General features: G+C 67.9%; 24 protein-coding genes. 14 read left to right on the top strand and 10 right to left on the bottom strand.

The genetic code is table 11. The features are described 5' to 3' along the window. Nucleotides 1-79 precede the first annotated feature (79 nt). From AC6LJ2_RS03330 to AC6LJ2_RS03295, 8 genes are all read left to right on the top strand, one after another. Entirely contained in the window at nucleotides 80-709 is a 630-nt protein-coding gene (locus AC6LJ2_RS03330) for a class I SAM-dependent DNA methyltransferase (RefSeq protein WP_445658700.1), read from the top strand. 407 nt (nucleotides 710-1,116) lie between these two features. Continuing rightward, nucleotides 1,117-1,905 (top strand): SDR family oxidoreductase, encoded by a 789-nt coding sequence (locus AC6LJ2_RS03325; RefSeq protein ID WP_263911726.1) that lies wholly within the window; start codon nucleotides 1,117-1,119, stop codon nucleotides 1,903-1,905. Between the two features lie 97 nt (nucleotides 1,906-2,002). Beyond that, entirely contained in the window at nucleotides 2,003-3,244 is a 1,242-nt protein-coding gene (locus tag AC6LJ2_RS03320; protein ID WP_498150756.1) for a styrene monooxygenase/indole monooxygenase family protein, read from the top strand. Continuing rightward, nucleotides 3,244-3,753, top strand: a complete 510-nt coding sequence (locus AC6LJ2_RS03315) for a flavin reductase family protein (RefSeq protein WP_498150764.1) — start codon at nucleotides 3,244-3,246, stop codon at nucleotides 3,751-3,753. The genes AC6LJ2_RS03320 and AC6LJ2_RS03315 overlap by 1 nt, the downstream gene beginning before the upstream one ends. Nucleotides 3,754-3,806: 53 nt before the next feature. After that, nucleotides 3,807-5,435 (top strand): phytoene desaturase family protein, encoded by a 1,629-nt coding sequence (locus AC6LJ2_RS03310; RefSeq protein WP_498150755.1) that lies wholly within the window; start codon nucleotides 3,807-3,809, stop codon nucleotides 5,433-5,435. Continuing rightward, entirely contained in the window at nucleotides 5,432-6,325 is an 894-nt protein-coding gene (locus tag AC6LJ2_RS03305) for a SphA family protein (RefSeq protein ID WP_498150754.1), read from the top strand. Before AC6LJ2_RS03310 ends, AC6LJ2_RS03305 begins: the two co-directional genes overlap by 4 nt. A gap of 128 nt (nucleotides 6,326-6,453) precedes the next feature. Next, entirely contained in the window at nucleotides 6,454-6,828 is a 375-nt protein-coding gene (locus AC6LJ2_RS03300; protein ID WP_445658704.1) for a glutaredoxin family protein, read from the top strand. A gap of 13 nt (nucleotides 6,829-6,841) precedes the next feature. After that, the gene (locus tag AC6LJ2_RS03295) at nucleotides 6,842-7,264 is read left to right on the top strand and encodes a hypothetical protein (RefSeq protein WP_263911734.1); all 423 of its coding nucleotides are present in this window, start codon (nucleotides 6,842-6,844) and stop codon (nucleotides 7,262-7,264) included. An 82-nt stretch (nucleotides 7,265-7,346) separates the two neighbouring features. Here the strand turns inward: AC6LJ2_RS03295 and AC6LJ2_RS03290 are convergent, their stop codons facing one another. The 4 genes from AC6LJ2_RS03290 to AC6LJ2_RS03275 form a co-directional block, all read right to left on the bottom strand. After that, nucleotides 7,347-8,495, bottom strand: coding sequence for an AraC family transcriptional regulator (locus AC6LJ2_RS03290; protein WP_263911735.1), 1,149 nt, complete (start codon nucleotides 8,493-8,495; stop codon nucleotides 7,347-7,349). A 317-nt stretch (nucleotides 8,496-8,812) separates the two neighbouring features. Then, a complete protein-coding gene (locus AC6LJ2_RS03285; RefSeq protein WP_263911737.1) occupies nucleotides 8,813-9,118 on the bottom strand; it encodes a helix-turn-helix domain-containing protein in 306 nt (101 codons plus the stop codon). After that, nucleotides 9,069-9,431, bottom strand: a complete 363-nt coding sequence (locus AC6LJ2_RS03280) for a type II toxin-antitoxin system RelE/ParE family toxin (protein ID WP_498150753.1) — start codon at nucleotides 9,429-9,431, stop codon at nucleotides 9,069-9,071. The genes AC6LJ2_RS03285 and AC6LJ2_RS03280 overlap by 50 nt, the downstream gene beginning before the upstream one ends. Nucleotides 9,432-9,773: 342 nt before the next feature. Further along, nucleotides 9,774-10,637, bottom strand: coding sequence for a pirin family protein (locus AC6LJ2_RS03275; protein WP_263911740.1), 864 nt, complete (start codon nucleotides 10,635-10,637; stop codon nucleotides 9,774-9,776). A 166-nt stretch (nucleotides 10,638-10,803) separates the two neighbouring features. On the opposite strand from AC6LJ2_RS03275, the gene AC6LJ2_RS03270 reads away from it, so the two are divergent. Continuing rightward, nucleotides 10,804-11,349, top strand: coding sequence for a DNA-deoxyinosine glycosylase (locus AC6LJ2_RS03270; protein WP_498150752.1), 546 nt, complete (start codon nucleotides 10,804-10,806; stop codon nucleotides 11,347-11,349). Nucleotides 11,350-11,450: 101 nt separating this feature from the next. Here the strand turns inward: AC6LJ2_RS03270 and AC6LJ2_RS03265 are convergent, their stop codons facing one another. From AC6LJ2_RS03265 to AC6LJ2_RS03255, 3 genes are read right to left on the bottom strand one after another with little or no spacing between them, the layout of a single operon-like run. Continuing rightward, nucleotides 11,451-12,101, bottom strand: a complete 651-nt coding sequence (locus AC6LJ2_RS03265; RefSeq protein ID WP_263911743.1) for a DUF799 domain-containing protein — start codon at nucleotides 12,099-12,101, stop codon at nucleotides 11,451-11,453. Nucleotides 12,102-12,103: 2 nt separating this feature from the next. Continuing rightward, nucleotides 12,104-12,580 carry a DUF4810 domain-containing protein gene (locus AC6LJ2_RS03260; RefSeq protein ID WP_263911745.1) on the bottom strand — a complete coding sequence of 159 codons (477 nt, stop codon included), beginning with the start codon at nucleotides 12,578-12,580 and terminating at the stop codon, nucleotides 12,104-12,106. A gap of 10 nt (nucleotides 12,581-12,590) precedes the next feature. Then, nucleotides 12,591-13,268, bottom strand: a complete 678-nt coding sequence (locus tag AC6LJ2_RS03255; RefSeq protein WP_445658707.1) for a CsgG/HfaB family protein — start codon at nucleotides 13,266-13,268, stop codon at nucleotides 12,591-12,593. Between the two features lie 341 nt (nucleotides 13,269-13,609). Here AC6LJ2_RS03255 and dsrO point away from each other — a divergent pair, with 341 nt between their 5' ends. The 4 genes from dsrO (at nucleotide 13,610) to AC6LJ2_RS03235 (ending at nucleotide 19,429) form a co-directional block, all read left to right on the top strand. Then, complete coding sequence (gene dsrO, locus AC6LJ2_RS03250; protein ID WP_498150751.1) at nucleotides 13,610-14,374, top strand: sulfate reduction electron transfer complex DsrMKJOP subunit DsrO; 765 nt, start codon at nucleotides 13,610-13,612, stop codon at nucleotides 14,372-14,374. A gap of 13 nt (nucleotides 14,375-14,387) precedes the next feature. Further along, a complete protein-coding gene (gene nrfD, locus AC6LJ2_RS03245) occupies nucleotides 14,388-15,422 on the top strand; it encodes an NrfD/PsrC family molybdoenzyme membrane anchor subunit (RefSeq protein WP_445658708.1) in 1,035 nt (344 codons plus the stop codon). A 71-nt stretch (nucleotides 15,423-15,493) separates the two neighbouring features. Continuing rightward, the gene (locus AC6LJ2_RS03240; RefSeq protein ID WP_498150750.1) at nucleotides 15,494-18,691 is read left to right on the top strand and encodes a tetrathionate reductase subunit A; all 3,198 of its coding nucleotides are present in this window, start codon (nucleotides 15,494-15,496) and stop codon (nucleotides 18,689-18,691) included. A gap of 129 nt (nucleotides 18,692-18,820) precedes the next feature. Further along, nucleotides 18,821-19,429 carry a hypothetical protein gene (locus AC6LJ2_RS03235; protein WP_498150749.1) on the top strand — a complete coding sequence of 203 codons (609 nt, stop codon included), beginning with the start codon at nucleotides 18,821-18,823 and terminating at the stop codon, nucleotides 19,427-19,429. Nucleotides 19,430-19,558: 129 nt separating this feature from the next. On the opposite strand, the gene AC6LJ2_RS03230 is transcribed toward AC6LJ2_RS03235, so the two are convergent. After that, a complete protein-coding gene (locus AC6LJ2_RS03230) occupies nucleotides 19,559-20,413 on the bottom strand; it encodes a beta-keto acid cleavage family enzyme (RefSeq protein ID WP_263911753.1) in 855 nt (284 codons plus the stop codon). Continuing rightward, nucleotides 20,410-21,372, bottom strand: coding sequence for a 3-hydroxyacyl-CoA dehydrogenase family protein (locus AC6LJ2_RS03225; protein WP_498150748.1), 963 nt, complete (start codon nucleotides 21,370-21,372; stop codon nucleotides 20,410-20,412). The genes AC6LJ2_RS03230 and AC6LJ2_RS03225 overlap by 4 nt, the downstream gene beginning before the upstream one ends. Before the next feature lie 136 nt (nucleotides 21,373-21,508). Here AC6LJ2_RS03225 and AC6LJ2_RS03220 point away from each other — a divergent pair, with 136 nt between their 5' ends. Then, nucleotides 21,509-22,417, top strand: coding sequence for a LysR family transcriptional regulator (locus AC6LJ2_RS03220; protein WP_445659147.1), 909 nt, complete (start codon nucleotides 21,509-21,511; stop codon nucleotides 22,415-22,417). A gap of 76 nt (nucleotides 22,418-22,493) precedes the next feature. On the opposite strand, the gene AC6LJ2_RS03215 is transcribed toward AC6LJ2_RS03220, so the two are convergent. Next, nucleotides 22,494-23,177: a GntR family transcriptional regulator gene (locus AC6LJ2_RS03215; RefSeq protein WP_445658712.1), complete on the bottom strand. Its 684-nt coding sequence runs from the start codon at nucleotides 23,175-23,177 to the stop codon at nucleotides 22,494-22,496. Nucleotides 23,178-23,190 lie beyond the last annotated feature (13 nt).

Below are 23,190 nucleotides of genomic sequence, written 5' to 3'. Positions count from 1 at the left end.
TCAACGTCATGTCGCCTTCGTCCCGGCGCCATCGTCTGCCATGTCGTGCACGCCCTCCGAACTACGGCACAATCCCCTTATGAAACTCGACGCCGAAGACCTCGCCAAGATCACCTCGCTGACCCTGGCCCACTACGAAGAAAGCGCCCAGTCCTTCGAGGCCGGCACCCGCGACCACGACGTCAGCCAGAACATCGCCGCCTTGCTGCGCCACATCGAAGGCCAGGCGCCCCTGGACATCCTGGACCTGGGCTGCGGCCCCGGCCGCGACCTGAAAACCTTTGCCGCCCTTGGCCATCACCCCGTCGGCCTGGACGGCACCCCCAGCTTCGTCGACATGGCCCGCCACGCCAGCGGCTGCGACGTCTGGCACCAGGACTTCCTGCACCTGTCCCTGCCACCGGCCCGCTTCGACGGCATCTTCGCCAACGCCGTCCTGTTCCACATCCCCACCCAGGAACTCCCCCGCGTCCTCAAAGACCTGCACGCCACCCTCAAACCCCGAGGCATCCTCTTCAGCTCCAACCCCCGCGGCGGCAACCAGGAAGGCTGGAACCGCGGCCGCTACGGCGCCTACCACGACCTGGACACCTGGCGCACCCTGCTGCAAGCCGCCGGCTTTGAGGAACTGGAACACTACTACCGCCCCGAAGGCCTCCCCCGAGACCAACAACCCTGGCTAGCCAGCGTCTGGCGCCGCGTGGGCTAATACGCCGCCCCACATTCAACACCTCAAATGCCGATCGTGGCCGCCCGCGCGGCCGCGATTCGGCGACCCCGCAAATCCCATCCCCTGACCACAGGTCCAGCACCGCACCCCCCGGCACAACGTAGCCCCCGTCTCCGCAAGCCCCATCTCACCAACACAATCCAATAAATCACCTAAGAGTTTTAAAGAAGCACAAAAGTAGTACTACGAATACACACTCCATCGCACCCCTCACTCCCAGCCAAATCCGGATACCCACCGCACCCCCCGGACAATCCCTCCTAAAAACCTCAACTCCCCCCATTCCCCCGCACCCCCCGGATACCCAACGCCAGATCCGGATAACGCCCCTCGCCACAACCCAGCCACCATCCGCCTCGTCATCCCGCCCCACACGAGGTACCTCCATGAAAGGTCTGGCTCACAAAACCGCCATCGTCACCGGCGGCGCCACGCTCATCGGCGCCGGCGTCGTTGCCGCCTTGCGCGCCTACGGCGTACGCGTTGCCGTCTTCGACATCGACACTGCCGGCGGCCAACGCCTGGCCGCCACCGACCCCGACGGCATCCGCTACTGGCCCGTCGACATCACCGACGACGCCCAGCTTGCCCGCGGCGTTGCCGATGCCGCCGCCCATTTCGGCCGCATCGACTTCCTTGTCAACCTGGCGGCCACCTACCTCGACGACGGCGCCGCCTCCGGCCGCGCCGACTGGCTGCGCGCCCTGGACATCAACGTCGTCAGCGCCGTCATGGCCGCGCGCGCCGTCCACCCGCATCTCGTCGCCGCAGGCGGGGGCGCCATCGTCAACTTCACCAGCATCTCGTCGCGCGTCGCTCAGACCGGCCGCTGGCTCTATCCCGTCTCCAAGGCCGCCATGCTGCAAGTCACCCGCAGCCTCGCCATGGACTATGCCGCCGACCGCATCCGCGTGAACTCCGTGTCGCCCGGCTGGACCTGGTCTCGCGTCATGGACGAAATCACCGGCGGCGACCGCGCCAAGACCGATCGCGTGGCCGCCGACTACCACCTCCTGGGCCGCGTCGGCGACCCCGCCGAAGTCGCCGAGGTCGTGGCCTTTCTGCTGTCGGACCACGCCAGCGTCGTCACCGGCGCCGACTACGCCGCCGACGGCGGCTATTCCGCCATGGGCCCCGAACAGGCCCGCCCCGCCATCCCGCGCCTGGCCGAATAGGGCGCGTCCGACCCCCATCCCGCGCCGGGCCGATCCGGCGCACCCCATGCAACGGTCCGCCACCGCGGCGGTCCGCAGCCAAACAGGAGAACACCCCATGCGTCGAATCGCCATCGTCGGAGGAGGGCAGGCCGGTCTGCCCCTGGCCCTGGGCCTGCTGGACAAAGGTTACGAGGTCACCGTGGTCACCAATCGCGAACCGGACCACATCCGCCAGGGCAAGGTCATGTCCAGCCAATGCATGTTCGATGCCTCGCTTCAGGTCGAGCGTGACCTGGGCCTGAACCAATGGGAGGCCCAGTGCCCGCCCGTGCAAGGCATTGGCCTGGCCGTGCCGCACCCCGAACGCCCCGGCCACAAACTGATCGACTGGGCCGCGCGCCTGGACCGGCCGGCACAGGCGGTGGACCAGCGCATCAAGATGCCCGCCTGGATGGAATTGTTCGCGGCCCGCGGCGGCCGCCTGCTGATCCAGGACGGCGGCGTGGCCGAGCTGGAAATCCTGGCCGCCTCGCACGACCTGGTGCTGCTGGCCGCCGGCAAGGGCGACGTCGTCAAATTGTTCGAGCGCGATGTCGTCCGCTCGCGCTTTGACACGCCGCAGCGCGCCCTGGCGCTGACCTACGTGTTCGGCATGAAGCCGGCGCCGGCATTCTCGCGGGTGGCCTTCAACCTGATTCCCGGCGTGGGCGAATACTTCGTGTTCCCCGCGCTGACCACCGGCGGCCCCTGCGAAATCATGGTGTTCGAAGGCGTCCCCGGCGGCCCCATGGATTGCTGGCGCGACATCAAGACGCCGCAGGAACACCTGCTGCAAAGCCTGAACATCCTGCACACCTTCCTGCCCTGGGAGGCCGAACGCTGCGGGTCGGTGGAACTGACCGACGCCAACGGCATCCTGGCCGGCAGCTTCGCGCCCACGGTGCGCAAGCCGGTGATGACGCTGCCGTCGGGCCGGCTGGTGTTCGGGCTGGGCGATGCCGTGGTCACCAACGACCCGATCACGGGCCAGGGCTCGAACAACGCCACCAAGGCCTGCGCCGTCTACCTGGACGCCATCCTGGCGCACGGCGATGGCGAATTCACGGCGCAGTGGATGCAGCAGACCTTCGAGCGCTTCTGGGACTACGCCAGCGCGGTGGTCGACTGGACCAACTCGATGCTGCTGCCCCCGCCGCCGCATCTGTTGCAGCTGCTGCAGGCCGCCGGGGACGCGCCCGACCTGGCCCACGCCGTGGCCAATGGCTTCAACCATCCGCCCAGCTTCTTTCCGTGGTGGAGCGATCCGGTGGCGTGCGAGGCCTTCATTGCCGCCAAGTCATCGCGGGCGGCGGCGTGATGGCGGCCCTGGACTGGGGCAGCACCGACCTGCACCCCAAGGTCCTGCGCGGCGTGCTGGGCAGCTACCCGACCGGCGTGGCCATCGTGGCCACGCGCTGTCCGGACGGCCGCAAGGTCGGGCTGACCATCAATTCGTTCGCGTCCCTGTCGCTGGATCCGCCGCTGGTGCTGTGGAGCCTGGTGAACCGCTCGCCCAACCTGGCGGCGTTTCGTGATTGCCGCCACTTCACCATCAGCGTGCTGGCCTGCGGCCAGGAAGCGCTGGCGCGGCGCTTTGCCGACCCGGCGGTGCCCGACAAGTTCGACGGCACCGCGCTGCACGAAGTGCCCGAGGGCGTGCCCGCCATCGTCGGCGCGGTGGCCACGCTGGTCTGCGCCAACGACCAGCAGAGCCCGGCGGGCGACCACCTGCTGCTGTTCGGCCGGGTGCTGCGCGTGGCCAGCGTGGCCGCCACGCCGCTGGTGTTCCACGCGGGCCGGTTCACCGAATTGCTGCAACCGAATTGACGCGCGCCGCCACGTCCACGAACCGACCCCGACGCAATCGAACGGATCCCCCCATGACCCAACCTTCAACGGCCGACCCCCAGATCATCGTGGTGGGTAGCGGCATGAATTCGCTGGTATGCGCCGCCTTGCTGGCGCAGCGCGGCAAATCGGTGCTGGTGCTGGAACGCAACGACCGCCTGGGTGGCTGCATCCGTACCGAGGAACTGTTTCCCGGCTATCGCCACGACGTGTTGTCCAGCTGGTATCCGCTGTTCGTCGGCAGCCCGGCGTATGCGGCGCTCAAGCCCGCCTTGCAGGCTGCCGGACTGGCATTCGCCCAGTGCGGCTACACCACCGGTCTGGTGCGGCCGGACGGCAGCGGCGTGGCCCTGAAGCAGGACATCGAAGATAGCGTGCGCCGGCTGGACGCCTGGGCGCCCGGCGACGGCCAGGCCTTTGGCGCCATGGCGCAGCGCCTGTTCGGCGACGACGCGGCGCTGACCTTCGGCCTGCTGGGCCAGAACCCCTACGGCGCCGGCATGCTCAAGCAGCTGTTCAAGGAATGGCGCCGGCGCGGCCTGGACGGGCTGCTGGGCTTTGCCGCCGATGCCCTGGAGAGCTTTCGCCGCTGGTCCGAGCGCGAACTGCAATCCGATGGCGCGCGCGCCCTGATCGCGCCCTGGGTGCTGCACACCGGCCTGGGTCCGGACGATGCCTGTTCGGCGCTGATCGGCAAGCTGACCTTTGCCGCGGTGGTGGCCGGCGGCATGCCGGTGGTCAAAGGCGGCAGCCAAGGCGTGGTGGACGCGCTGGCCAAGGTGATCGAACAGCACGGCGGCCGGCTGTTGACCCACACCACGGTCGAACGCGTGCTGACCCAGGGTGCAGGCCGCCGTCGCCGCGCGGTGGGCGTGCGGGCAGGGGGGCGCGAGTTCCGCGCGACCGAGGCGGTGGTCTGCAACGTGGCGCCCGGCCAGCTCTACGGCACGCTGCTGCCGGATGCGCCCGAACCCGTGCGCCAGCGCGCCGCCGGCTATCGCCACGGCCGCGGCGGCATGCAGATCCATTTCGCGTTGAACGCGCCGCCCGATTGGCGGACGCCGGAACTGCGCCACGTACCGCTGGTGCACCTGACCGACAGCATGGAACAGGTCTGCGCGTCGGTCACCGAGGCCAACAACGGCCTGTTGCCCGCACGGCCCACGCTGGCCATCGGCCAGCCCACGGCGGTGGACCCGTCGCGCGCGCCGGACGGCGGCTGGATCCTGTGGGTGCAGATGCAGGAACTGCCGGTACGCATCAAGGGCGATGCCGCCGGCCTGATCGCGCCGCCCGCCGATGGCCGCTGGACCGAGGCGCTGCGCGAAGCCATGGCCGATCGTGTACAGGCGCGCCTGGAATCGGTCATGCCGGGGCTGGCCTCGCGCATCGTCGGGCGCCGCAGCTACAGCCCGGCCGACCTGGAAGCGCTCAATTGCAACCTGGTGGGCGGCGATCCGTACGCGGGCGTCTGTTCGCCCGACCAGTTCTTCTGGCTGCGGCCCTTTGCCGGCGGCCATGGCGCGCGCGGCCACCGCACGCCGCTGCGCAATCTTTTCCACATCGGCGCCGCCACCCATCCGGGTCCCGGACTGGGCGGCGGTTCCGGCTATCTCGTCGCGCAACATCTCGCGCCCCGCGGGGGCAGGAGCGGAACATGAAGAGACACCTGAAACGCCGGCTGGCCTGCGCCGCGGCATTGGCGCTGGCCGGCAACGCGGCGCACGCCACGGAAGGCGGCGGCTTGGGCATCTATCCGGACGGCCTGGAGAACTTCATGTCGGGCGCGCTGCCGCCGCCCGGCGTGCACATGCTGATCTACGGCGGCGGCGCCCGCTACGACAAGCTGCGCGGCAACGATGGCGAGCGCCTGCCGGTGCCGGACTTCAAGGTCGACGTCAACGTGCTGGCCCCGCGCCTGATCTGGGTGACGCCGCAGCAGGTACTGGGCGGCCAGCTGGCCTTTCATGCGATTGCGCCGCTGCTGGACGTGACCTTCAAGGCGGGCGGCCAGCGCCATCGCAGCACGGGCCTGGGCGACATGACGCTGGGCGTGGCGCTGGGTTATCACCTGTCCGAATCGCTGCACTACGTGGTCGGGCTGGACATGTACGCGCCCACCGGCGAATACAGCCGCAACGATCCGTCCAGCCTGGGCAAGAACTACTGGACCGCGCAGCCCGTGTTCGCGCTCAGCCGCATCAGTCCGGATGGCTTCAATGCCGACCTGAAAGTGATGTACGACTTCAACTTCCGCAATTCCGCCACCGACACGCGTTCGGGCCAGGCCATCCACGCCGACTACGCGGTGGGCTGGGGCGTGGGCAAGGGGTGGGTGCTGGGCGTGGGCGGCCATGCCTTCCAGCAGGTCACCGACGACAACGGCCCCAACAGCGCCGCCGGCCGCGCCCGCGCCTTTGGCGTCGGCCCGTCGGTGCGCTACATGAACGACCGGGGCTGGCTGTTCACCGCCAAGTGGCAGCAGGAATTCCAGGTCAAGAACCGGCCGGAAGGCCAGCAGCTCTACGTCAAGCTGGCCATTCCGTTCTAGGACAGTGTGCGGCGGGTCTGCCCGGCAGCGGGCTCGCCGCGGGGAAGGGGGCGGTGGCAGGGGGGCAACCCGCCTGCCGCCACGAATGGGCTAGACTCAAGGCCTTTCTTCGTTTCAAGTGGCCATCCATGATTGTGAAAGCCCTGCGTGTCGGTGTGGGTCAACTGATTGTCCTGGGCGACGCGCTGACCCGCCCGCGCCCGCAACAGCGGTCGGCGCAAGGCCAGGCCGCCGTCAATCGCGAGGCGGCCGCGCTGTCGCTCTACCAATTCCATGCCTGCCCGTTCTGCGTCAAGACGCGGCGCGCCTTCCACCGCTTGAACGTGCCCGTTGCGCTGCGCGATGCCAAGGGCGATCCCCAGGCGCGCGCCGAATTGCAGGCTGGCGGCGGCAAGGTCAAGGTGCCTTGCCTGCGCATCGATGACGCGGACGGCACGCGCTGGATGTACGAGTCCAACGACATCATTGCCTACCTTGAACAACGCTATGCCAACGTGGCCTGACAGGGCAGCCGCCATGCCACGCGCCACCCGCCGCCTGGCCCTGGCCGTGTGCATGGCCCTGGCGCTGGCCGGTTGCGAGCCGTCGCTGCCGCCGCCGCCCGCCGGCTCCAAGTACACCGCCGAGACCCTGGCCACCCAGCAAACGCCGCCCCGGCTCCAGTTCAAGGGCACGTTGGCGGGCAAGCCCATCCACCTGCTCGTGCATGAATGCAAGGTCTACAAGGTGGATCCGGCAGAGGGCGATAACGTCGCCTGGACGCTGGTGCTGGAAGGCGATTTCTATCCGCTGCCCACCAGCTGCATCCGTCAGGAACTGACGGCGACCAAGGGCGGCGTGACGGTCTTTCTTGGCCGCCAGGCGTTCGGCGCCGGCGGCTGCTGCACCGGCACGCCGGAATACCGTTCGACCGACGGGTTGACCTGGAAGCCGCGCTAGGCGCGAGCCGGTGGGCCGGGCGCAATGCGATGCCATGTCCGCCCTGGCCTCGGCACCCGGTGGGCGCCAGCGCGTTGCCGCGTCAGCCGTGGCGCCGCAGGCTCTGGCTGGGGCTTTCGCCGTAGCGCGCCTTGTAGCTGGTGCTGAAACGGCCCAGGTGCGCGAAGCCCCAGCGTAGCGCCACGCCGGCGATGTTCTGGCATTCACCCGAGACCAGTTCGGCGCGCGCCCGTTCCATGCGCAGGTCGCGCAGATAATGCATCGGGCTGACGCCCAGGAATTCCTTGAAGCCCGCGTACAGGCTGCGCACGCTGACCCCCGCGATGCGCGCCAGCTGCTCGGCGCTGACCGGTTCGTGCGCATGCGCCTGCAGGTAGTCCTGCACGCAGCGCACGTGGCGCGGCAGCACCGCGGCGCGGCGGCTGGCCGGGGTGTTGCTGTAGTTGTGGGGCAGGGCGGACAGCAGCGTCGCGGCCACCAATTGTTCCATCTGGTGCACGATCAGCTTGTGCTCGGCCAACTGGGCGTGCTGCGCCGAGCAGTCCAGCAGATAGGCCATCAGGCAGCGCCACGCCGGACACTCGCGCCAGCGAAAGCCCAGCTGGAAGCGCAGCGGCCGGTCCAGCGCGACGCCCAGGTGACCCACCAGTGTGCGTTCCAGCAGCGAACGGCCGATGCGCAGCATGAACTGGTCGTTGTCGTCGGCCCAGCGCATCGCCAGGTCGTCGTCGGGGCTGACCACCGAGGCGACCTCGGGCGTCGAATCCACCCGCTGCGGGCCGCTTTCGATGGTGGCCGTGCCCGACAGCGGCATCTGCACCAGGAAGAAGTCTTCGAGCGGCCCCGGCCGGATCTCGACGTCCGCGCCATAGCGCAGCCGGTTCAGCGACACCTCGCCCAGCGGCTGGTGATGCATGCGGGCATCGAGCCGTTGCCGCGGCCCCACCACGCCCAGCAGGTGCGGCCGCATCACCCGGCCCACCATCGACCGCGCTTCGTCCAGATCGCCCGACGCGAACAACTGCTGCGCCGGCATTGCCAGCACGGCGTCGATGCGCCAGGGCGCCGGGCGGGAATCCGCCGTGGACGGACAGGCCTTGTCAGGACGGATCGCGTTGCGCTCGGCGGGGCTGCGAAAAGTCGGGCTTTGTTGCGCCGGCCCATGCTCGGCCGATCGCGGCTCGACCGACGGCCATGACGTGCCGGCATCGGACTGCATCGTGTTCAGCATGGCCGGGATTTCCTTGCTCGTGTCCAGGTGTCCGGCCTGTCGCGGCCGGGGTCCCAGGCCCGGCGCGCCGCTTGCGGCGTGGGCCTTTTGATGGCCCCCATAGTAAAGCGCCGTCGGCCCCGCTGACCTGCTGGAAAACCCGTCCCGGAGGCGGAAAAACTATCCGTTTTTCGCAACGCCTATCCGCGGACTGCGCAAAACCGGTGGGGGCGAGACTTGCGCCAGGCCGGATGCGGCGACGGCGTCGTGCGTTGCGGCGCAGCAATGTCGGAGGGCAGGGTTGAAGGTAGCGGTGATTGCAGGCTTCGAGGCCTGTCTCAGAGAACGGCCTGCAATCCCTTGCTGGCGATGACATTGAGCAGCTTGAGCGCCGGCCCTGTGGGCTGGGTTTCGCCTTGCTCCCATTTGCGCACGGTCGAGGCCGTGGTGTGCAGATAACGCGCGAATACCGCCTGGCTGAAATTCAAGGCTTCGCGCAGGCCCTTGATATCCGCTGCGCCGAAATTGCGTACCGGAGGTGGCGGGCAGAGCGCATCGAACTCGCGCAAGGTGACCTTGCTGACCGCGCCTGCCTCATGCAGCGCCGCCAGGTCGCCACGCAGCGACTTGATTATCTTGGACACAATGTACCTCCAGTAGCACGCCAGATCTCATCGCTGTCGCGAGCGCTTGCGTGGTCAGCTCAAGAAAGACCTTCCCTGCGAACTGCAAGGCCCTTTGTTCATCTGGCGTGATGTTCGCTTGGTCGTTTTTGGAGAACCCGTGCAGGAATACATAGCGATTGCCGATGCGGGCCGACAGCAATGTTCGGTAGCCGCCACGTTTTCCGGACCCCGGGCGAGCCACGCGCATCTTGTGCAGCAAGCCGCCCAGGCTGGCATCAACCCGCCCACTTTCCATTTCGTCGACCGCCATGCAAAGCGCCGCGTCGGGCAATCGTTCGCCAGCCTGTCATCGGGCAAAGTGCTTTCGCTTGAGAACTCGCTTCATCGTGGATTTTTCAACTATACCCGATACGGGTATGAAGTTGCCTGAGTGTTTGTCCGATTTTCGAAGGAGGGACGGCGACGGCTGAAGCAACCGGGGTAGGCTCCTGCACATCCATTGCGCCACCATATCGCGGAGCGAACTCCGCCGTCTCGCGGACTGCGACGTTTGTGTCATCAAGAAAAAGCGCGGCCACCTTCGCAATGAAGGGCCGCGCTGTCTTGCGTTGCCGCGAGAATCGGCTGGCGGTTAGGGGCGCCGATTCGGCCCCCGCCCGCCGGGTCACGTGCCTTAGTGCATCTGCCCGTACTTGCCGGCGTTGAAGTCCTGGATCGCTTCGACGATTTCGGCCTGCGAATTCATCACGAAGGGCCCGTAACCCACCACCGGCTCGTCTATCGGTTCGCCGCTCAGCACGAGGAACACGGCATCGTTGTTGGCTTCGACCGTGATAGATTCACCGTCGCGGCCGAACAGTGTCAGTTGGGCATCGCGCGCCACCGACTCGCCGTTCACCAGCACCGTGCCGCGCAGCATCACCAGCATGCTGTTGCGGCCCGCGGGAATCGCGAACGTCGCCGACTTGCCAGCGGCCAGACGCACGTCCCAGACGTCGATCGGCGTGAAGGTGCGCGCAGGCCCCATCTGGCCCGCGAAGCTGCCGGCGATGACGCGCAGCGACCCCGCGTCGTCCGGCAGCGACACCACCGGAATGTCCGCGTTCAGCAGGCTTTGATAGCCGGCCGGCGCCTTCTTGTCCTTGGCCGGCAGGTTCACCCACAGTTGCACCATTTCCAGCTCGCCGCCCTGGCGCGTGAAGGCGGGCGAATGGAATTCCTCGTGCAGGATGCCCGATGCCGCCGTCATCCATTGCACGTCACCCGGCCCGATCACGCCACCATTGCCGGTCGAATCGCGATGCTCGACTTCGCCGCTGTACACGATCGTCACCGTCTCGAACCCGCGGTGCGGATGCTGGCCCACCCCGCGCGGCTGCGTGGCCGGCGCGAATTGCGCCGGACCCGCATAGTCCAGCAGCAGGAAGGGGCTGACATCCTTGCCCTTGTCCCCATAGGAAAACATCGAACGCACCGGAAAGCCGTCGCCCACCCAGTGGGGACGCGGGCTGGCATGCACACCCAGAATCTTCTTCATGATCGTCATTCCTGTTGCGCGGCCCCTGCGGGGCCGTTCGTCATACCTGTCAAGATAAGGGCGATACGCTCGTTCCGGTAGCCCCTGAGGTTGATAAGCACCGTTCCATGAATAGAACGCTGGCCGCGCCGCTGCGGCCGTCCGCCGCCTCACGTATCCTTGCGCCATGTCTTCATCCGCCGACCCTTCCCGGGCCTTGCCTAGCGGCCAAGTCCAAGGCTTTGCCCCCGTTGCCGCCGCCGACGCCCGTATCCTGATCCTGGGCTCGATGCCGGGCGTGGCCTCGCTCAGGCAGGCGCGCTACTACGCCCACCCGCGCAACGCCTTCTGGCCCATCGCCGGGCAGGTGCTGGGCTTTGACCCCGCCCAGGACTACCCTGAACGCCTGGCCGCCCTGCAACGGGCGCGCGTCGCTCTCTGGGACGTGCTGCAAGCCTGTGAACGCCCCGGCAGCCTGGACGCGGCCATCCGGCCCGACACCCTGGTCGCCAACGACTTTGCCGACTTCCTGCACAGGCATCCCGACCTGGTGCGGGTCTGCTTCAACGGGGGCAAGGCGGCGGCGCTGTACCGTCGCCACGTCCTGCCGGGCCTTGATCCCGCGCGGGCCCTGCAATACCTCGATCTGCCCTCCACCAGCCCCGCCCACGCTGCCGCCCGGTTCGACGAAAAGCTTGCCGTCTGGCGCGCAGCCCTGACCCTGCCGGCGTGATTCGCAGGGGCGATCGGCGTCACGAGATTGTCGCGCCAGCCTTGCAGAAGCGCCAAGCGCCGCGGGAAGGCGGCGCTTGGTGCAGACAGGGCAGAGGGGGGTTACTGCGTGGCGTAGCGCGGTGAACGCGGGCCGTACAGAATGCCGCCGGGGGTGCCCGCGCTGAGCAGCGAGTTGTTGGTCATGCCCGCCACGCCGTAGCTGCGGTCGGACAAGGTGTTGACGACCTGGTCGACCACCGCTTGCACCAGCATGCCGATCAGGCCGCCACCGCTGTTGTTGCTGCCCTGGGACAGCGTGCGGGTGCCATCCCACAGCTTGGCGCCGTTGCGCAGGTCCACCAGTGCGGCGTCGATCGAGACCGTCACGTTGCTGGACACGACCTGGTAGCTGGCACCGTACTGTTTGACGGTCAGGTAGAGCGCGGCGTCCGCGCCGAAGATTTCCCGCAGCCGCGTCGCGGGCAACTCATGGATGTCTTCCGCCGTGGTCAGGCCGTTCTGGCGGAAGGTTTCTTCCATGACGCCCACCGGCACGACGTAGTAGCCGGATTCGGCCAACGGCCGGGTGGCCTGCGACAACACGGCCGCCGCGGCGGCCGCGTCCACCGACGTGTTCAGCGGCGGCAGCACCAGGATGGATACGGGCTTGCTTTCACGGAACGCGGTGTAGTCCACGTTGCGCTGCGGTCCGGCGCAGCCGGCGAGCAGCGCGATGCCTGCGAGGAGGGCGATGCGCAAGAATTTCGTCATGATCAACCTCCGGATTTGCGCGTCTTCGGCGCGATGGGTTCGACGGCGTCCGCGCCGTCACTGGCGGCCGACTTGTTTGCCTGGGCCGCGTCGACGGGCTTCTTGGCGTTGCGCAGCAGGAAGTCCATGAACGGGGTGGCTTCGGGAAAGGCGGTCTTCTCGCCTTCGAACTGCTCGATACCCTTGCCTTCGTCGCCCATCTTCAGGTACAGCATGCCCAGATGCGCGCGGAAGCCGGGCGGCAGCGTGGCGTTGGTGGCGCGGGCCTTTTCGACGTTCTTTTCCAACGCCTGTGCCTGCACGGTGTAGTCGGCCCCGTCTTCCTTCAGGTAGGCATAGACCGTGGGCTGGTAGGCGTCCCAGCTGTACATCGGCTTGGCGGGCTGTGCGCAGGCGCCCAGCAGGCCGGTCAGGGTGGCGATCGCCAGCGTGCGCAAGGCGTGCGTGGTCCGGCGCGGTTGCGCCATGGTGGTTTGCATGCGGTTCCCCTTAGTTGCCGGCCGGCGCCCAGGCGCCTTGCTCGATGCCTTCGACCAGGCGGTCCACGGCTTCGCGGATGGCCAGGTCCAGGACCTTGCCGTTCAGCGTGGAGTCATAGCCCGCCGTGCCGCCGAAGCCGACCACTTCGCGGTTGGACAGGCTGTACTCGCCTGCGCCCGAGGTGGAATAGACGACTTCGGAGGTGGTGACGTCCACCACGTTGAGATCGACCTTGGCATAGGCGACCTGTTCCTTGCCGCGTCCCAGGATGCCGAACAGCTGTTGGTCTCCGGTGACCTTGCGGCCGAAGGCGGTGACGTCGCCGGTGATGACGTAGCGTGCGCCCTTGATGCGGTTGGCCTGCTTGTTGAACGACGCTTCCTGGGCGATTTCGGACAGGTTGTCGCGGTCCATGACCTGGAAGCGGCCCGTGCGTTGCAGGTGGCTGACCAGGACGGTCTTGGCCTGGCCGCCCAGGCGGTCCACGCCGTCGGAGAACACGCCGCGCAGGTAGTTGGTGCGGTTGTCGAACTTGCCCACGGAAATCGGGCTGCGCGGACCCTGGTATGCCTTGGTCGCGGCCGCGGTGGTGGGTACCGCGAGGGATTGGGAGCGCTCCGTCGCGCATCCCGCCATGACGACCGACAACAACGTCAGTGCCCCTATTTTCACCATCTTATTCAACATCGGTTCTCCAGTTGATGCTTCCCCGTTCGGGGTTTTTTTGCGACCAAGAAACGCCGCGAAAATCTGCTTTCACTGACAGAGTGAGCCTGTGCAAAGAATGACGCATTCTGAATTACTTGTACTAATTTGTCATAATTGTACCAATCCTTGATTGCGGATTGCCGGGGATGGGGCAAGGGGAGGAATGCGCGGCAAGGGGCACTCTAGCCGGCGCCCCTGGGGGGCGAGAATTGGAACATTCCGAAAAATAGCGCCGTCCCCTTTTTTTTGACCCATATCAAGGCTCTATATAACCAAAAGCGATAAGTTCATGCCTGTAACGATATTTAGCGGAGCCAGCCATGAACACGCACCCCCCACCCGACCCCCTTCCAGGCAAACGCGGATTCCTTAAAAGCCTGCTGGGCCTGACCGCCACCGCCACGTTCATTCCCATCCACGCCGAAGCCACCGGCATCAATCAGCAGCCCCCCCGCCGTCCCGGCCACCCCGGCAAGCGCTACGGCATGCTCGTCGACTTGCGCAAATGCATCGGCTGCCAGTCCTGTACCGTCAGCTGTTCGCTTGAAAACCTGCCCCCGCTGGGCCAGTTCCGCACCACCGTCCTGCAGTACGAAGTCAAACCCGACAATGGCAGCCCCTGCGCCATGGTCATGCTGCCGCGCCTGTGCAACCACTGCGACAACCCGCCTTGCGTGCCCGTCTGCCCGGTCCAGGCGACCTTCCAGCGGGAAGACGGCATCGTCCTCGTCGACAACGAGCGCTGCGTCGGCTGCGGCTATTGCGTGCAGGCCTGTCCCTACGACGCCCGCTTCATCAACCACGACACCCAGACGGCCGACAAGTGCACCTTCTGCGAACACCGCCTGGAAGCCGGCCTGTTGCCCGCCTGCGTGGAAAGCTGCGTCGGCGGCGCCCGCATCATCGGTGACCTGAACGATCCGAACAGCGCCATCTCGACCCTGATGGCCGAACATCGCGCCGAGCTCAAGGTGCTCAAGCCCGACATGAAGACCGATCCGCACGTCTATTACCTGGGCCTGCCCGACGCGTTCGTGCACCAGATCGACGGCCTGGCCGGCGTACGCCTGGCCGGTGGCCACTGAGCAGGGGACCGCCATGCAGATCACCGAATTGCTCACTCCTGTCTACGACGCCGCCTGGCTGCCGTGGGCCGTGCAGTACTTCTTCCTCATCGGCATCAGCGCCGCCACCGCGCTCGTTGCCGCGTGGGCCGCCTTCGGCGGCCAGGGCTCGGCCGCGCGCCGGTTGCTGCCCGCAGCCGTCACCGTGCTGCTGGTCACCGCCATCGCCGCGCCCGTGTCGCTGCTGGCCGACCTGCACCAGCCCGGCCGTTTCTGGCACTTCTATACCCGGCTCACGCCGTGGTCGTGGATGTGGCTGGGCGCGCTGCTTCTGCCTGTCTTCACCGGCCTGGCCGTGCTGTTCTGCGCCGCCTGGTGGTGGGGGCGCATCGCCTGGGTGCGCCTGGTGGCGGTGGCGCTGGCCGTGTCGGCCGTGTCCATCCTGGTCTACACCGGCGCGGAAGTCATGGTGCTGCGCTCGCGGCCGTTGTGGCACACGCCGTTCCTGCCCTTGAATTTCGCGCTGACCGCCTGGCTGGGATCGCTGGGCGCCATGTTCCTGGTGGCGCGCTGGCTGCCTGGCGGCCTGCGGGCCTTGCCCGTCGAACTGATGCGGCGCCTCAGCGTGGCGGCCATCGTATCGATGACCCTCGGCGCGGGCGCCTGGGCCCTGCTGGGCCTGATGGGACTGGACCCGTCGTTTGATGCCGCGTTGCGCCTGTTTGCCGAGTTTCCGGTGTGGCGCGCCAGCCTGGCCGGCGCCATCGTCACCGCGTTCTGCATGATCGCGCTGCTGCAGCGCGCCCCCCGCACGCTGGCCGCACCGCTGCCGTCGGCCGCGCTGGCGCTGACCCTGCTGGCCGCCGCCTGGATCTTCCGCTGGGTGGTCTTCATGAGCGTGCAGGGCGTACCCAAGTACGGCGCCGGACTGTACCTGTACGACATGCCCTGGGGCAGCGACGGCCTGCTCGGCATGGTCGGCGTGCTGGGACTGTGCGCCGCGTTGGTCGCCGCCGTGACCTGCGCGCTGGAACTGTACCCCGCGCGCGTCCGCAGCCTCGCGGCCTGAGACCACGCGCCGGTCGCGGGCCAGCGCTGCCCGCCGGCCCGCCCCACGAGACATCGACATCGAGATACGCCATGGACAAGCAACACCCCGAAACCCCGCCCGCGAGCCCCGCGGATGAACCCGATCGCCCCGACAACGCCGCCCGCCGCAAGCTGATCGCGCGCGGCAGCGTGGTGGCCGGCGGCATGGCCGCGTTTGCGGTCGGCTACGGCGATACCGTGGCCAAGGCCGTCAAAGGCCTGGCCCAAGGCACGGCCGGCGTGCCCACCGCCGACGCCGTGCGCGGCAATTCGCTGCCGCCGGAATTCCGCATCGACCCCTTGTCGGGCCTGCTGACCACGCAACCGGGCCAGACCGTCAGCCCGTCCAGCTGCCTGGGCTGCTGGACCCAGTGCGGCGTGCGGCTGCGGGTGGATACCGCGACCAACCGCATCCTGCGCGTGGCGGGCAACCCGTACCATCCGCTGGCCACCACCCGGCCCGCGGCCATGGACATTCCCGTGCGCGAGGTCTATGCGCAACTGGGCGGCGACCACGGTCTGGAAGGCCGTGCCACGTCATGCGCACGCGGCTCGGCCATGCTGGAACAGATGCACAGCCCGTACCGCGTGCTGCAGCCGCTCAAGCGCGTCGGCGGCCGGGGCGAAGGCAAGTGGCAGCGCATTTCGTTCGAACAGCTGGTACAGGAAGTGTGCGAGGGCGGCGACCTGTTCGGCGAAGGCCATGTGGACGGCCTGCGCGCGATCTTCGACCGCGACACCCTGCTGGACCCGGCCAACCCGGAGTACGGGGCCAAGGTGAATCAGTTCCTGTTCACCGACGCGTCCAACGAAGGCCGCACGCCGCTGATCCAGCGCTTTGCCGGGCAGTCGTTCGGCACCGTCAACTTCAGCAACCACGGTTCTTACTGCGGCCAGAGCTTCCGGGTCGGGGCGGGCGCCGCCTTGGGCGACCTGAAAGGCATGCCGCATGGCAAGCCCGATTGGGACCGGGCGCGGTTTGGCCTGTTCATCGGCGCCGCGCCCGCGCAGGCGGGCAACCCGTTCCAGCGCCAGGCCCGGCAGTTGGCCGAGGCCCGCACGCGGCCCGACGAAGACGGCTTTACCTACGTGGTGGTGGCGCCCGTGTTGCCGGCCTCGTCCAGCCTGTCGGCCGGGTCGGGCAACGAATGGGTGCCGGTCAACCCCGCCAGCGACCTGGCCCTGGCCATGGGCCTGATCCGCTGGATCCTGGACCACGAGCGCTTTGACGCGCGTGCCTTGTCGCAGCCGGGGCCCGCCGCCATGAAAGCGGCCGGCGAGGCCGCCTGGACCAACGCCACCCATCTGGTGGTGACTGAACCCGGGCACCCGCGCCAAGGCAGCTTCCTGCGCGGCGCCGACCTGGGCTGGCCGCGGCCAGCCGATGCCGGCGATAAGTGGGAAGACGTGTACGTGGTGCGCCTGGAAGACGGCACGCTGGCGCCGCATACCGTGGCCACGCCGGCTGCCTTGTTCGTCGACGAGGCGCTGGCTGCGCCCGGCCTGGCCGGCGCGCCCACGGACCTGCGGGTGTGCACGTCGCTGGCTTTGCTGCGAGCGCAAGCGCGCCGCAAGACCTTGGACGAATACGCCGCCCTGTGCGGCGTGCCGGCCGCCACGATCGCCCGGCTGGCCGAACGGTTCACCAGCTACGGCAAGCGCGCGGTGGCCGACGCGCACGGCGGCACGATGAGTGGGGCGGGCTTCTACACCGCCTATGCCATCGCCATGCTCAACACGCTGGTCGGCAACCTGAACGCGGAAGGCGGGCTGGTGCTGGACGCCGGTCCGTTCCCGCCTTATGGCGCCGGGCCGCGCTACAACATCGCCGGCTTTGCCAACCGGGCCACGCCCAAGGGCGTGAGCCTGTCGCGCAACCGCTTCCCGTACGAAAAATCCAGCGAGTTCAAGCGCAAGCAGGCCGCGGGGCAGCCGGCCTATCCGGCCGCGGCGCCCTGGTATCCGGCGACCGGCGGTCTCAGTTCGGAAATGCTGGCGTCGGCGCTTGCCGGTTATCCGTACCACGCCAAGGTCTGGTTCAACCACATGAGCAACCCAGTCTATGGCATAGCCGGGTTGAAGAATGTGCTGCTGGACAAACTGAAGGACCCCGCGGCCTTGCCGCTGTCGGTGTCGATCAACCCCTTCATCAACGAAACCAGCGCGCTGGCCGACTACATCGTGCCCGACACCGTTACCTACGAAAGCTGGGGCGTGTCGGCGCCATGGGCCGACGTGGTGGCCAAGGCGTCGACGGTGCGCTGGCCGGCCGTGGCGCCGAGGGTGGCGCGCACCGCAGAGGGCGCGCCGGTGTGCCTGGAATCGTTCCTGATCGCCTGCGCCAAGCGGCTGGGCATGCCGGGCTTCGGCGCCGATGCCATCGCCGATGCGGACGGCAAGCGCTATCCGCTGGACACGGCCGAAGACTTCTTCCTGCGCGGCATGGCCAACATCGCCTTTGCCGCGGGCCGCCCGGTGCCCGAAGCCAGCGACGACGACCTGGCCCTGACCGGCGTGGCGCGCTATGGCGACCTGCTGCAGCAGAAGCTCAAGCCGGAAGAATGGCGCCGGGTCGCCATGGTGATGAGCCGCGGCGGGCGCTTTGACCGCATGCAGGACGCCTGGACCGGCGCCGAAGGCGCGCGCCAGACGCGGCAGGCCTGGGCCAGGCCGCTGCAGGTCTGGAGCGAAGAGCTGGCGGGCTTTCGCCACGCGATGACGGGCGAGCGCTACAGCGGCTGTCCGACGTGGTATCCGCCGCGGCTGGCGGACGGCCGGGACATGCGCGAGCAGTATCCGCAGGCCGAATGGCCGTTCCTGCTCAGCTCGTTCAAGTCCAACCTGATGAGCTCGATGTCGATCGGCGTGGACCGGCTGCGCCAGGTGCATCCGCACAACCCGGTGGCGATCAACCGGCAGGATGGCGAACGCCTGGGCCTGCGCAACGGCGACCCCGTGCGCATCGTCACGCCCGGCGGGGCGGTGACCGGCCTGGCCTTGCTGCGCGATGGCATCCAGCCGGGCGCCGTGGGCATCGAGCACGGCTATGGCCATACCGAGCTGGGCGCCCGCGCGCACGTCGTGGATGGCCAGCCCATGCCGCACGATCCGGCGCTGGCGGCGGGTGTGAACCTGAACGACCTGGGCTTTGGCGACGCCACGCGCGGGGCGCACGCCAACGTGTGGATCGATTGGGTGTCGGGCGCCGCGGTGCGGCAGGGGCTGCCGGCGCGGATCGAGCGGGCGTAGCCGGGGCAGAGCCAGGGCCGGCGCCACCGTCCCGCAAAAGGCGGGGGGGGCAACTTCTTTCTTCGCAGAAAAAAGGCGAGAATCCCGGCTGGCCCTGCCCAAAGGTTGAGATCTTGATTCAGGGGAAACGTGGATGCACGGCCGGAATCCGCGTTTCCGGAAAAATCGACGGAAACAATGAACGAAATATTCGAGAATTTCAGCCGTAAAAGCTGGCTTTTGATCGACAAAAGCACGGTTGATTCCTTCGTGGCGAATTTTTCGCTTGTCGAAATTCAAGCCTGCGACAGATGGATGGATGCCGATGCAGGGGACCGCCGCGATGCGCTGATCATGACCCGCCCCGTTGGCGGCCATGTCATCGTGGAGGGAGGGGGGCTGGTCAACGAGGGCAGGAAAATCAGCGAGGAATTTTCAGCGCGAAGCCAAACGCCGGTATTCAATTTTTCCGTGGATATATGGATTCCATACATGTTCTACGAGTTCTATGAGAACGGACGACAGATCCGCAGAATTGAATACGATCTGAATCTGGAGGAAGGCGAGGTTTCTTGCGCGGAATCCGGCGAAAGGCAGGCGTTCGAGGACAACGTGCAATATGCCCCCGATTCGCCATTGGGATACGACGATTTTTTTTATCCTCTCTACCTGATGCACGCATTGGACGTAAAAATGCCAGACATCGCGCAATTGTTGCGGCAACCCTCAACGACTTATTTGATCTCCATGCCCCGCTGAGCGTGACGAGTACGTCAAGCACACACCTCGTCCCAGCGGCCCAGGAAAGCTGCCCTGCAGCAGCAAAGGACAACCCCCTGACTCAGGAACAAGCCGCAAGCGCCAGGGCCGCGCAATCAGCATAAAGAATCAAGCTACCGCGCCGTAAATGCGCCGGGCATCCGCCGCATCCGCCACAGGCCGCCCCAACGCGCGCGCGCCTTCAACGGCCTGCCGCACGAGATCAGCATTTCCCGTCGCGATGCTGCCATCCCGCAGCTTCAGATTATTCTCGAACCCCACCCGCATGTGCCCCCCGAACGCCGCCGCCGTCGTCACGCAGGCATTTTCCTCGGCGCCAAACGCGCAAACCGCCCAAGGCAGCGTATGGTCGTAAGCCGCCAGGAACGGCAGCAGATCGTAAGCCGACGACGTCTGCCCCACGCTATAGCGCCCCAGCACGAACAGCACCGACCAGGCCCCCGGCGGCACCAGCCCCCGCGCCCGCAACGACAGCCAGCGGCGCACATCCCCTTCGTCGTACAGAATGATCTGCGCCATGATGCGGCGCTCGGCCACCCAGGCCAGGAATGCCGCCAGCTCCGTCTCGGGAATCTCCGGCACTGCGATTTCGCGCAGGCCCATCGACACCGCTTCCGGCTGCAGCTCACGCACCAGTGCCATCTGCTCGGCCGCCTTGTACACACCGGCCGCCTCGCTCGTCACCTGCACCAGCAGCTCGCGGCCCACGGCGCGGTCCACCGCCGCCAGCGCCTCGCGGTACGCGTGCGCATCCAGCAGATGGCTGCCGTCCGGCTTGCGCACGTGCATGTGCATCATCGCCGCGCCTGCATCCAGGCAGGCGCGCGCTTCCAACGCCAGCGCGTCCGGCGTCATCGGCACCGCCGGATGGTCCGCCGCCTTCTTGTACGCCCCGTTCGGCGCCACCGTCACGATCACCGGCGACTCGGCCAGCGCCGCGCGGGCAAAGGTAGCCGCGCTCATGGCTGGATCTCCGGCAGTTCCGGCGCAATCAGGTCCAGCCCTGCGCGCAGCAGCCGGTCATAGCGCGCGCGCTCGGCCGCGATCGTCTCCGGCGTCCAGGTGTAGAAGCCTTCACCCGCCTTCATGCCGTAGCGGCCGTCCGCCGCGCGTTCGGTCAGGCATTGCGCCGGGTGGTCATCGTTGCAGAACGTCGGATACATCGTCGCGCCGGCCGCCGCGTGCACATCGATGCCCGCGTGGTCGCGCTGCATCACCGGGCCGGCCGCCAGGAAGCGGAAGCCGAAACCGAAGCGCACCGCCGCGTCCACGTCTTCCGGCGACGCAATGCCGCGATCGATCAGGTTGAACGCCTCGCGCGACAGCGCATGTTGCAGGCGGTTGGCCAGGAAACCCGGCAGGTCCTGGCGCACCTTCACCGGCACGCTGCCGCAGCGGCGCATGAACGCGATCAGCGCATCCGCACGGGCCTCGTCGCTGGCCTCGCCCATCACCACTTCCACCAGCGGCACCAGGTGCGCCGGCATGAAAAAGTGCAGGCCCAGCATGCGCTCGCGCGTCGTCAGCCCCTGGCTGATCGCGCTGATCGGAAAGCTGGAACTGTTGCTGGCCAGCACCGCATCCGGCCGCGCGCGCCGCACCAGGTCGGCGAACAGCGCCTGCTTGATGTCCAGCCGTTCCGGCACGCACTCGATCACCAGGTCCACGCTGGCCCAGTCCACCGCGTCCAGGCTGGGCGCCGTGCCCAGCAGCGGCGCATTGGCCTCGCGGCCGATGGTCTTGAGGTTTTCCGCGACGCGGGCGGGCAGCGCGGCGGCGCGCGCGGCGTCCGGCTCGATCACTGTCGTGCGGCAGGCGGCGCGCGTCAGCACCACTGCCACGTCGGCGCCCATCGTGCCGCCGCCCACCACCACCGCATGTGCCGCGCCCGGATTGGGCAGGGCCTTCGCGTCCGTCTGCATGGTTTGCTCCTTATTCTGAAACCGCTGCTGCATCTGTATTGGGCGCCGAGTGTAGAGAAGCTTGTTTGATTGATGAATCAGATTTTTTGGATAGAATGATCGACAAATCAGATCAATGGCCGAGGCCGCCGCCGACATGCAGATCAATCTTTCCATGCGCGATATCGACACCACCCTGGTGCTTGGCCGCACGCTCAACTTCCGTCAGGCGGCCGCGCAGCTGCACCTGTCGCAGTCGGCCCTGTCCACCCAGGTCCAGCGCATCGAGGAATCGCTGGGCGTGAAGCTGTTCGACCGCACCACCCGCACCGTGCGGCTGACGGCCGCGGGCGAAGTCTTCATGCAGCAGGCCGCGGCCTTGCAGGTGGCGTTTCGTGATGCCATCGCCGCCGTCAGCGGCATCGCCAGCGCCGAGCACGGCCAGGTGTCGGTGGCCGCGCTGCCGTCGCTGGCCGCGCGGCTGTTGCCGCGCGTGCTGATGGCCTATCGCCAGGCCCACCCGCAGGTGGCGCTGAAAGTGCGCGATACGCTGTCCGGCCCCGCCTTCGACCTGGTGCGGGCCGGCGAGGTGGACTTTGCCCTGACCGCCGCCGACCCGCAGCACGCCGACCTGCACTACGTGCCGCTCATGTCCGACAGCTTCATCCTGCTGATTCCCCAGGCGCATCCGCTGGCCAAGTCGCGCGGGCCTTTGCGCTGGGCCGACACGGCGTCTGCCGCGCACGTGTCCATGGTGCATCCCAGCAGCGTGCGCCAGTACACCGAATGGGCCTTTCTGCAGAATCGCATCCGCTTCACCCCGGCTTTTGAAGCCGAGCACCTGACCACCATCGTCGCGATGGTGGAATGCGGCTTTGGCGTGGCGGCCTTGCCCGAGATCGCCGCAGGCGCGGTGGCGCAGAACGGCATCGTGCAGCGGCCGCTGATCGGGCCGGTGGCCGAGCGGTCGATCGGCTTGGTCACGGCGCGCAACCGCAGCCTGCCGCCGGCGGCCGCGGCGCTGGTGGCGACGCTGAGGGAATATCTGGCCGATCAGGCGCGCTGACAGCGCGTCGAAGCGTCAGGGACGGGGCGCGGTGCAGGGCGCCACGGCCGGGGGGCGGTCGCTGGCGCGCCGCGCTTCAGGCCCCGCGCCGCGCCTGTTCCGACGCCAGATAGGCGTCGCGCGAAGGCAGCAGGTGGTCCCGGCATACCGCCATCAGCGTATCGCGGTCCCCATCGCGCAAGGCATGGATCATCGCCCAGTGTTCCTGCCGGGCGCGTTCGCGGTAGTTGGCCGCGGCCAGCGAGCCAAAGCGGATCGGGTGAGTGCGGCGCGCGTATTCCTCGATCGCCTGGCCCAGCACGGTATTGTCCAGCAGGCCGAAGAACTCGCGGTGAAAGCGCTGGTTGCTGCGGAACACGCGGCGCGCGTCGCCTTCGGCCACCGCGGCATCGTGTTCGCGTTGCACGGCGATCAGCGCCGCCAGCCGCGCCTGCGGCACGGGCAGCGGCATCAGGCTGGCGGCGTGCACCTCCAGCACCTCGCGCAGCGCGTACAGCTCCATCACCTCGTTCACTGAAAACGCCCGCACCACCGCGCCCACGTTGCGCTTGCGTTCCACCACCCCCAGCAGTTCCAGGTCCACCAGCACCTGGCGCACCGCATGGCGCTTCATGCCGAAGCGCGCCATCAACTCGTCTTCGGTCAGCCGTTCGCGCGGATGCAGCCGGCCGAAGACGATGTCTTCTTCCAGCGCGGCCACCGCTTGCGAGACGGCGTCGGGCGCTTGGGGTTGCAGGGCGTCGGGGGTGATGGCGTTCATGGTGCGGGGCAGG

The sequence above is a fragment of the Achromobacter sp. 1014246743 genome, from assembly GCF_059760725.1.
This window is presented reverse-complemented; position numbering and strand designations above follow the sequence as displayed.

Bases quoted from the DNA above. Each gene is read 5' to 3' on its own strand.
- AC6LJ2_RS03330 (WP_445658700.1), top strand. From the start codon at position 80: ATGAAACTCGACGCCGAAGACCTCGCCAAGATCACCTCGCTGACCCTG.
- AC6LJ2_RS03325 (WP_263911726.1), top strand. From the start codon at position 1,117: ATGAAAGGTCTGGCTCACAAAACCGCCATCGTCACCGGCGGCGCCACG.
- AC6LJ2_RS03320 (WP_498150756.1), top strand. From the start codon at position 2,003: ATGCGTCGAATCGCCATCGTCGGAGGAGGGCAGGCCGGTCTGCCCCTG.
- AC6LJ2_RS03315 (WP_498150764.1), top strand. From the start codon at position 3,244: ATGGCGGCCCTGGACTGGGGCAGCACCGACCTGCACCCCAAGGTCCTG.
- AC6LJ2_RS03310 (WP_498150755.1), top strand. From the start codon at position 3,807: ATGACCCAACCTTCAACGGCCGACCCCCAGATCATCGTGGTGGGTAGC.
- AC6LJ2_RS03305 (WP_498150754.1), top strand. From the start codon at position 5,432: ATGAAGAGACACCTGAAACGCCGGCTGGCCTGCGCCGCGGCATTGGCG.
- AC6LJ2_RS03300 (WP_445658704.1), top strand. From the start codon at position 6,454: ATGATTGTGAAAGCCCTGCGTGTCGGTGTGGGTCAACTGATTGTCCTG.
- AC6LJ2_RS03295 (WP_263911734.1), top strand. From the start codon at position 6,842: ATGCCACGCGCCACCCGCCGCCTGGCCCTGGCCGTGTGCATGGCCCTG.
- AC6LJ2_RS03290 (WP_263911735.1), bottom strand. From the start codon at position 8,495: ATGCTGAACACGATGCAGTCCGATGCCGGCACGTCATGGCCGTCGGTC.
- AC6LJ2_RS03275 (WP_263911740.1), bottom strand. From the start codon at position 10,637: ATGAAGAAGATTCTGGGTGTGCATGCCAGCCCGCGTCCCCACTGGGTG.
- AC6LJ2_RS03270 (WP_498150752.1), top strand. From the start codon at position 10,804: ATGTCTTCATCCGCCGACCCTTCCCGGGCCTTGCCTAGCGGCCAAGTC.
- AC6LJ2_RS03265 (WP_263911743.1), bottom strand. From the start codon at position 12,101: ATGACGAAATTCTTGCGCATCGCCCTCCTCGCAGGCATCGCGCTGCTC.
- AC6LJ2_RS03260 (WP_263911745.1), bottom strand. From the start codon at position 12,580: ATGCAAACCACCATGGCGCAACCGCGCCGGACCACGCACGCCTTGCGC.
- AC6LJ2_RS03255 (WP_445658707.1), bottom strand. From the start codon at position 13,268: ATGTTGAATAAGATGGTGAAAATAGGGGCACTGACGTTGTTGTCGGTC.
- dsrO (WP_498150751.1), top strand. From the start codon at position 13,610: ATGAACACGCACCCCCCACCCGACCCCCTTCCAGGCAAACGCGGATTC.
- nrfD (WP_445658708.1), top strand. From the start codon at position 14,388: ATGCAGATCACCGAATTGCTCACTCCTGTCTACGACGCCGCCTGGCTG.
- AC6LJ2_RS03240 (WP_498150750.1), top strand. From the start codon at position 15,494: ATGGACAAGCAACACCCCGAAACCCCGCCCGCGAGCCCCGCGGATGAA.
- AC6LJ2_RS03230 (WP_263911753.1), bottom strand. From the start codon at position 20,413: ATGAGCGCGGCTACCTTTGCCCGCGCGGCGCTGGCCGAGTCGCCGGTG.
- AC6LJ2_RS03225 (WP_498150748.1), bottom strand. From the start codon at position 21,372: ATGCAGACGGACGCGAAGGCCCTGCCCAATCCGGGCGCGGCACATGCG.
- AC6LJ2_RS03220 (WP_445659147.1), top strand. From the start codon at position 21,509: ATGCAGATCAATCTTTCCATGCGCGATATCGACACCACCCTGGTGCTT.
- AC6LJ2_RS03215 (WP_445658712.1), bottom strand. From the start codon at position 23,177: ATGAACGCCATCACCCCCGACGCCCTGCAACCCCAAGCGCCCGACGCC.